We start from the raw sequence: 8,253 nt of genomic DNA, 5'->3' as shown, positions 1-8,253 counted from the left end.
AACATGCGGCGCAACCCGGCACAAGACAAGCCGGGATGCTCCTGAATCAGGCAACTCCCGAATGAAGGGAGGAGTAGGGGTCCTACTCCAGGGCGTTCATTCAGCCCCGGGTTCTAGTAGTGACCCTATGGTGGAGCTAAGGGGACTCGAACCCCTGACCCCCACTCAGGAGTTCCTGTAAACTCATGATCGCCGCTCCACTCTCACGCCGCCGCTATGTGCCGATTACCAGCGATTTTCGGTGTTGCAGCAGGTTGACGTAGTGGTCAATTCCCCTCCGGACACTTTTTGCGGCATTTGTGCCCCACCATGTCCAGACGTCGCCTGACATCCTCTTCCCCGCAACACTGCGGTCTGCGGTTTCACCCCGCGCGGGAGTTGGAAATTGCGACCGATGACACACTACGGCGCCCGGTTCTCCCCTCCATCGGACGGCCGCAAGCCGGAATTAGGTATGCGCTCGGTCATTCGGCGGTGGTGCAGTAGCCCGGACACAGGCAACGTGGTGGAGCAGTTTCCGGAGTCCGATCCAACCCCGATATTCTGGAGAGCCGCGACAGCGATGAACGATAGGACCGCCCCCGTGTATGTATCCGGCCTGCGTGGCGCGCGCCTTGTCGACGGTACCGTCTGGGTGCGCACCGAACTGGTCAGCCCATACGTTGAACCCGAACGGGCCAACGATCGAACGGCATACTGGCGGTATCGGACACCGACCCGATTGTCGACCATTCATCCCGGCCCGAACGTGTCGACGGACGAAGCCGGCCTGCAGTAGGAACTCCGCTCCCGCCCGCCACCACCGCACCAACCGGGAACGCAAGAGTACGGGTCGGCGCCAGGCTTCGCTGCGGCGCCCAGCAACGCGATACAAGGACGGAGCGAGTGGAGGAAGACGTTATCCGCGACAGCAACCAGCGCAGGTCGGACGACGAGGCAATGATCGCGTTCATGTCCCGCATGCGCGACGACATGACACGCTTCGTCATGGAGTACGAATTCGCCGTGAAGGAGTTGCTGACCAAGGTCACCATTCTGCGGGAGGAGTTCCTGCACCTGCATCACTACAACCCGATCGAACATGTCACCTCCCGGGTGAAGTCGCCCAGCAGCATCCTGCGTAAAGCGGTTCGCAAGAACATTCGCCCCGAACTGCCCGAACTGCGCGAATACATCACCGATATCGCGGGCGTTCGGATCACGTGCAGTTTCATCGCCGACACCTACCGGGTGCTCGAGACACTCACTGCACAGGACGACGTGCGCGTACTCACCGTCAAGGATTACATCGCCCATCCCAAACCGAACGGCTACAAAAGCCTGCACGCCCTGCTACAGATCCCGGTCTTCCTATCGACCGGGCCCGTAAACGTGACCGTCGAACTCCAGGTACGCACAGTAGCCATGGACTTCTGGGCGACCCTCGAACACAAGATCTTCTACAAGTACGACGGGGCAGTCCCGCAGCGGCTCATCGACGACCTCACCGACGCGGCGGCAACCGCGGCCGAACTCGACCGCCGGATGGAGCAACTGCACACCGAAGTACACGGGGTGAACGGTGACCGAGGACCCCAGTCCGATATCGAAGACGAGGTCCTCAGGTACGTGTGGGAACACATCCGCGATGCCCGATCGTGACGCGCCCGCACTTGTCCACGGCGAGTCATCCCGTGGTGGGCCGGTGGATCGCCACGCCGGTGCGCCGTACCTCGGCCGGCACGGCGGCCGGTCCACAGTCCTCCCCGGATGACAAATATCCGCGCAGAGTCGATCGACCCCAGCCCGACTGCGTTGTCGCCGGACTACTGATTCCGAGGCGGGTCGATCGTTTCGGTGCGAGGTACAAGGCCGGCCTGCGCCCCGATCGCGGCGGCCTCGTCGCGCGAGGACACGTCGAGTTTCTTCAGCAGGCCGGCGACGTGGAATTCAACGGTGCCCTCGGCGGCAACCAGTTCCGCCGCGCAGGCCTTGTTCCGCTGGTCGCGGCAGGGATGCGCAAGACCTCGCGCTCACGGCGATTCAGAGCCGTCAGACCGAGCAGATCCCGTAGTGGCGCCGGTGGCTCCAACAGCAGCCGGATCGTTACCCGGCTGCCCAGTCCGCGATGACCTCGACGTCCACCTGGGCGCCTAGGGTGCGCACTCTGCTTCCGGGTTGCGGCGTACGGTCGCCGAATCCACACGCATGCAGACAGTCCTGACAACCGTCCTCACCGCCGCACTCACCGACTTGGATGAACCGGCCTGTCCTGAGTCTCGCCACATCCTTGCTCTCGCATGCCGCGCGCGCATCCGTGCGGGACCGCCACAAATCGACATAGCCCCTCGAAGGATTTCATCACCGCCGACGGGCCGGGACAGGCCGAGAGTCGCTTCGTGATGCACAAAGCTACGGGCTGGGCTTGCTTCCTCCAGGCGCCAGTAGCCCTCGGCAGAGTTGGGTCAGCGCGTCGAGCATCCGATTCTCGTCGTCGGGCTTGTGCGCGATATGGTCGGTCGCTCCGTGCATCGCCGAGTAGAGAATCACTGCGGTCGCCAGGGGGTCGGGCGGGGCCGGCCGCAATTCCGCGAGCAGTTGGGTCAACGTTTCGACGGGCGGGTTCGGCGCTTCACGGTCGTAGGTCGCCGGGTGGAACAGGACATCGTGCAACCTGATTTCGCGCAGGTACTCACCTACTCCCGCACGCATCCACTCCTCGATCCCGGCAACTCCGGCGACTCGCCGGGCGGCCGCGAGCTGGGTGTCGGCGAATCGCCGTACGTAGCGGTCGCGCAGGGCGTTGAGCAGGTCGGCCTTATTGGAGAAGTGCAGGTAGAAAGTACCTTTGGCGACTCCGGCACTGATGGTGACGTCGTCGATGGTGAATGCGTCCACGCCCTTGTTCACCAGCAGTTGTTCCGCCGCGTCCAGTAGCTCGCCACGCCGCTGCGCCGGCGGTTTCGTCCGGGTCACAGTCGCTCCCTTCGCCGGCCCGATACTACCGAGCCACATTCCGCAAGCCGTCGCGACCTCGGTCGCGCTTGCCTTGTTGAGGGTTGCCTAATAACGTAATGACTGACGGTCAGTCGCTAGATTGGACACGGAGGATCATGACCACCACGATTTCGCCCGCAACGCCCCCGGAAAGCCCGACCGACGAGCCACCGCGCAATCGGCTCGCCCCGGTCGGGGCGCTGACGCGTCTGCTCGAACCGGTTCGTGACCACTTGATCGGGTGCGCGGCCCTCTCCGCGGCCGCGGCGGCGTGCGGCGTCGTTCCCTATATTGCGGTCGCGGAAATCGCTCGGACGGTTCTGGACCGCGGGCTGGAGGATTCCTCTCCGATGGTCTGGACCTGGGCGATGATCGGCGCCCTCGGCGCCGCATTCCGCCTGCTACTTGTCTACGGGTCGTCGCGACTCGGTCATTTCGCGGACGCGAAACTCCTGCACGAACTGCGAGCAAGGATGGTGCGCCATCTCGGCTCCCTGCCGTTGGGCTGGTTCCGCACCAGCGGATCTGCACAGGTCAACAAACGGATGACCAATGATCTCGAGGAGATGCACCAGCTCATCGCGCACGCGCTGGGAGAGATGGTCGGCGCTGCGGTCTCCGTGGCGATCGGCGTAACCTACCTGGCTTTCGTCGACCCTACTCTGACAGGGGTCGCTGTCGGCGCACTGGCGCTGCTGGGGATCAGTTACCGGGTGGCCATGCGGTCGATGACCGGACATATGGAACGGTTGCTCGCCGCCGAAGCCCGTATCGGCGCGGCCGGTGTGGAATTCGCGGACGGTATCGCGGTCGTCAAGGCCGCCGGGACGGGCGGACGTATTCAACAGCGATTCGACGAGGCGATCACAGAACATGCCCACGCGCTGGCCGCGTGGGCGAACGAAACGCGATACAGCACGGCATTCGCGCGCCTGCTCGCCTCGGAGATGACATTGCTCGCCGTTCTGGGTGGAGCCGGGATCGCACTGGTGTACACCGGTTCGGCATCCATGGCTGATGTTCTGCCGTTTCTCATTGTCGGTGTGGGCCTCCCGACGGCGATCAACCCTGCCATTCACGGTTCGCAAGGTCTTCGCAAGGGACGCAGCGCGGCACAGAACATAGAGTCCCTGCTGTCCCGCACACCGCTTCCCGAAACCACCACGCCGCAGACACCGAACGGCAGCCGAGTGGAGCTGGACCGAGTCGGCTTCTCCTACGACGGCCGCAGCCCGGTGTTGGACGCTGTCACTGTGGCGTGCGAACCGGGGACCGTCACAGCCGTGGTCGGCCCTTCCGGCGCAGGAAAATCGACCCTTGCCAGCCTGATCCCCCGCTTCTACGACGTCACGCACGGAGCGATCAGGATCGGCGGGGTCGATATCCGCGAGATGAGCTCCAGCGCTTTGCTGGCCTCACTGTCACTTGTTTTCCAAGACGTAGCACTGCTACGCGATACCGTGGCCGAGAACATCCGCATCGGCGCGCCCGGCGCGGATGACGAGGCTGTCCGTAATGCCGCACGCGCGGCCCGGATACACGATGTCATCGAAGCACTGCCCCTCGGCTACAACACTGTGCTCGGCGACGGTGCCGATCTGTCCGGTGGGGAGCGTCAACGCCTGACCATCGCCCGGGCGATGATTTCCGAAGCGCCGATCGTCGTCCTCGACGAAGCGACCGCTTCCCTGGACCCGGACAGCGAAACAGCCGTCCAGCAAGCCTTATCGAGCTTGGTGCAGGACAAGACGGTGATCGTTATCGCCCATCGACTCCACACCATCGCCACCGCCGACCAGATCCTCGTGCTCGACGCCGGCCGAATCACCGAGCGCGGTACACACACCGAACTGCTCCGCCTCGACGGCCTGTACGCACGAATGTGGCGGACACAGCACAACGAAGACGGCCGATGACTCGCTACCGGCCGTTTGCAGTACTGCCGCGGTTGCCCGGCGCCGCGCTGGTCGTCCTTCCCGCCGACGACACCACCGCATGCGCGCCCGAATCCGCGTTGAGGGGCCTGGTGCACGGACTGACGATCTGTATCGCCTCGGCCACCGGAACCGCCGAAACCTTCGCAGTGTTCCACGACGGCCGACTCTCCGAATGCGGCACGGCCGCTGAACTGCTGCAACTCGACGGAATTTTCGCCCGTGCGTACCGCGCCTGGCAGACAGGAACAGCCCTATGATTCGCCACCTGTATTCGCTGATTCCGCATCCGCGATTGATTGTGCGCCTCGGCGCGCTCCACGCAGCCCAAGCCGTTCTCCAGGGTTTGCTGCTCGGCGCGCTCATCCCCATCCTACGGACCCTGGTGCAGCCGGAACCCGACTTCACCAAGGCAGCACCATGGCTGGTGGCCGCGGCGATCGGCCTACTCGTGTACGGCGTACTCACTGTCGTCGCGACGCCTATCGGATTCACGGCAGCGTCCGAGGTCGCGGGACAGCTGCGGCATCGTCTCGTACAGCATGCCGCCCAGCTGCCGCTGGGCTGGTTCATTCCGGAGAACAAATCCCGGCTGACCCGAGCACTGACCGCGGATGCCGGAAATATCGGCCAACTCGCCGTCAGCACCGGGGGGCCGGCGATCACCGCGATACTCACCCCGCTGACCATCGCCGCTGTCACGGCCGCGGTCGACTGGCGGATCTCCGTTCTGTTCGCACTCGTCCTGCCCGTCGCGCTGGCCGCGCTACGCCATGCGGGCCGGATCAACTCGGCTGTGGAGACAGAGCTCGAACGAGCCGCGGCAGGTATCGCCGGCCGAGCCATCGAACTGGGCCAGGCGCAACCGGTCCTGCGCGCGGCGGGACGGGCCCGCACCGGGTCCGCTCCGATGCTGCGATCCCTCGACCGACACCGGCAGGTCTACGAACGCGGACTCCGGCGCGCGATGGTGCCCGACCTCACCTACACCGCTGTCGTGCTGACAGGCTTCCTCGCCGTACTGGTGCTCACCACGGCTCTGCTCTTCGAGGACTCACTCGGCGTCCCCGAGGCCATCGCACTGCTCGTCCTGGCCGTCCGGTTCATGGAGCCGTTGAGCAACCTCATCGAACTGATCGGCGCACTGCATGCCATGGACAACGCCGTCGGCCGGGTCGGCACACTCCTGGACACGCCGACGCTGCCGGCACGACCCACTCCACATCGGGAAATAGCCACGCCGGATATCGAATTCGACGAGGTGACCTTCACTTACCCGGGTAGCGCTGAACCCGCGGTCACCGGACTCGGATTCCGCTGCCCGGCGGGCAGCACCACAGCGCTCATCGGACCTTCCGGATCGGGGAAGACCACCATCACGAAACTGATCGCGCGTTTCTTCGACACCGACAGCGGGACGGTGCGTATCGGCGGCGTCGATGTCCGCGACTACGACCCGGCCACCCTGCTCGGACATATCGCCATCATCTTCCAGGACGTATACCTTTTCGACGACACCATCGAAGGAAACCTGCGGATCGCGAAGCCGAACGCAACGGCCGAGGACCTGGAACGGGTAGCCCGCGCCGCCCGCCTCGACGATCTCCTGGCACGGCTGTCCGACGGCTGGAACACCCGCGTCGGCGAGGGCGGTTCCGCACTTTCCGGAGGGGAACGGCAACGGGTGTCGATCGCCAGGGCCCTACTCGAGGATGCCCCCATCGTCCTGATCGACGAGGCCGCCTCGGCCCTCGACCCGGAGAACGAGCACGCCATCGGCCGTGCCATCGCGGAACTCGCCGGCGATCCCGCCCGCACCGTCGTCGTCATCGCGCACCGACCGGCCACCCTCGATGCCGCCGACCAGATCATCGCACTCGACGGCTCCGGCCGCATCGCCGAAACCGGTACACCGCAACAACTCCGAGCAACCAACAGCTATTACGCTCGTCTCCTGCGGCATACACATCAAGCGCGGAGCTGGCGTATCACCCGGCACGCCTGACCCCGATACACACGACCAGGTGGGCCGCCGGTCAGCGGCCCACCTGCCCGCGTACCCACACCGCCGCGAGCCCGGTACCCACCACAGCGACGGACACTGCGGCCACGAGCAACGAGGTGAACCCCACCGCCGCTGCCATCGCCAATCCGGCGGAGCTGATCACGGTAACGGCCGCTCCCTCGAGCGACATCGGGACGGAATAATCGGTAGCCGCTGTCTCGCGGCGTGCCATCTGCATCGAAATAGTGGCGAACCAGGTGACTTTCGCGCCATAAGCGATGGCCACCCCCACCACTGCGGATGACGTGAGCACCGGCGCGGTAGCACCTGCCGCCAGCGGCAGCAGTGCCAGCACGCTGACCGCGCCGATCGTTCCGAAAACGAGTGCACACGCCGACCGCCCCCACCGGCTGATCATCACCCCGGCGCTGAAGGCCGCCACCACTTGCATCGACATCGCCACCGATTGCACCGTCGCGATCCGGTCCATCGACCAGCCGGCATCCAGCATCATCGCCGACTGTGGCGCCGTGGCGAGCCATTCCGCGAGACCGAACAGCGGAATCACCAGCAGAATCCACATCGCCCGACGCGGCTGCCGGAACGAGTCCGCGAGGGCGGACCACAGCACCGGCGGGCGGTCCCGCTGCCCGGCCGACGGTTCGCGAAGACGCGTGAGCAACCCCAGCGGCACAAGAAAGACCGCCCCGAGCGCGAACACCGTCACGGTCCACCCCGACCGCGAATAGAGCAACAGCGCGCCACTGGATCCGAGCAGTACCGACAGGCTCGCTCCGGCGATCTGTATTCCGTTCGCGCGGCCGTGATCTGCCGGAGCGATCAACCGAACGGCCAACCCGTTGAGCGCAGTGTCATGGAAAGTCGAAAGCACCAGCAGAACCGCCATTACCACCAGCACCGCTGGGAGGTCCTGCACCGGATCGAGCGGAGCCAGACCGGCCAAGGCGACGAGCAGTCCGAGCTGAGTACAGACCAACCATCCCCGATAGTGACCGAATCGAGCCCACCCGTAACGGTCGACGACCGGGGCCAGCAGGAATCGTGCGGCATACAGGACTCCCAAGAGGTTCACCAACGCGACTGTCCCCAGCGGCACCCCTCCCTCCAGCAGAATTGTGCCGAACGCGAGGAAGAAGAACGAATACCCGATATTGGTCACCAAATAGAGAAGGCCGATCTCTACCGGACCGCTATTACGCCGGGCGCTGAACCAGCCCCTACCTTCTCCCACAACCAACGCCATCACCCGGGCCGCGCCGCTTCGAAGCCACACCCCACACCGAGTGTGTGGCGGTTGCTCACCAGCGACCGCCACTG

6 protein-coding genes and 1 pseudogene are annotated in these 8,253 nt (G+C 65.0%); 4 read left to right on the top strand and 3 right to left on the bottom strand.

Features of this window, described 5'->3' with window-relative positions; translation table 11 throughout:
* Positions 1-939: 939 nt before the first annotated feature.
* Positions 940-1,641, top strand: a complete 702-nt coding sequence (locus QH276_RS05415; protein ID WP_280398257.1) for a GTP pyrophosphokinase — start codon at positions 940-942, stop codon at positions 1,639-1,641.
* A gap of 164 nt (positions 1,642-1,805) precedes the next feature.
* Here the strand turns inward: QH276_RS05415 and QH276_RS35490 are convergent.
* Positions 1,806-1,973, bottom strand: a pseudogene (locus QH276_RS35490) (LuxR C-terminal-related transcriptional regulator); the annotation flags it as partial.
* Positions 1,974-2,391: 418 nt separating this feature from the next.
* A complete protein-coding gene (locus tag QH276_RS05410) occupies positions 2,392-2,955 on the bottom strand; it encodes a TetR/AcrR family transcriptional regulator (RefSeq protein WP_280398252.1) in 564 nt (187 codons plus the stop codon).
* A gap of 137 nt (positions 2,956-3,092) precedes the next feature.
* Here QH276_RS05410 and QH276_RS05405 point away from each other — a divergent pair, with 137 nt between their 5' ends.
* The 3 genes from QH276_RS05405 to QH276_RS05395 are packed head-to-tail and all read left to right on the top strand — an operon-like array spanning position 3,093 to position 6,915.
* A complete protein-coding gene (locus QH276_RS05405; RefSeq protein WP_280398251.1) occupies positions 3,093-4,892 on the top strand; it encodes an ABC transporter ATP-binding protein in 1,800 nt (599 codons plus the stop codon).
* A complete protein-coding gene (locus tag QH276_RS05400) occupies positions 4,889-5,170 on the top strand; it encodes a hypothetical protein (protein ID WP_280398250.1) in 282 nt (93 codons plus the stop codon). The genes QH276_RS05405 and QH276_RS05400 overlap by 4 nt, the downstream gene beginning before the upstream one ends.
* Entirely contained in the window at positions 5,167-6,915 is a 1,749-nt protein-coding gene (locus QH276_RS05395; RefSeq protein ID WP_280398249.1) for an ABC transporter ATP-binding protein, read from the top strand. The genes QH276_RS05400 and QH276_RS05395 overlap by 4 nt, the downstream gene beginning before the upstream one ends.
* Before the next feature lie 31 nt (positions 6,916-6,946).
* Here QH276_RS05395 and QH276_RS05390 read toward each other — a convergent pair whose 3' ends face one another.
* Positions 6,947-8,095 carry an MFS transporter gene (locus tag QH276_RS05390; RefSeq protein ID WP_280398248.1) on the bottom strand — a complete coding sequence of 383 codons (1,149 nt, stop codon included), beginning with the start codon at positions 8,093-8,095 and terminating at the stop codon, positions 6,947-6,949.
* Positions 8,096-8,253 lie beyond the last annotated feature (158 nt).

This window comes from Nocardia carnea (genome assembly GCF_029869215.1).
In the GTDB taxonomy this organism is placed as follows: Bacteria; Actinomycetota; Actinomycetes; order Mycobacteriales; family Mycobacteriaceae; genus Nocardia; species Nocardia carnea_B.
This window is presented reverse-complemented; position numbering and strand designations above follow the sequence as displayed.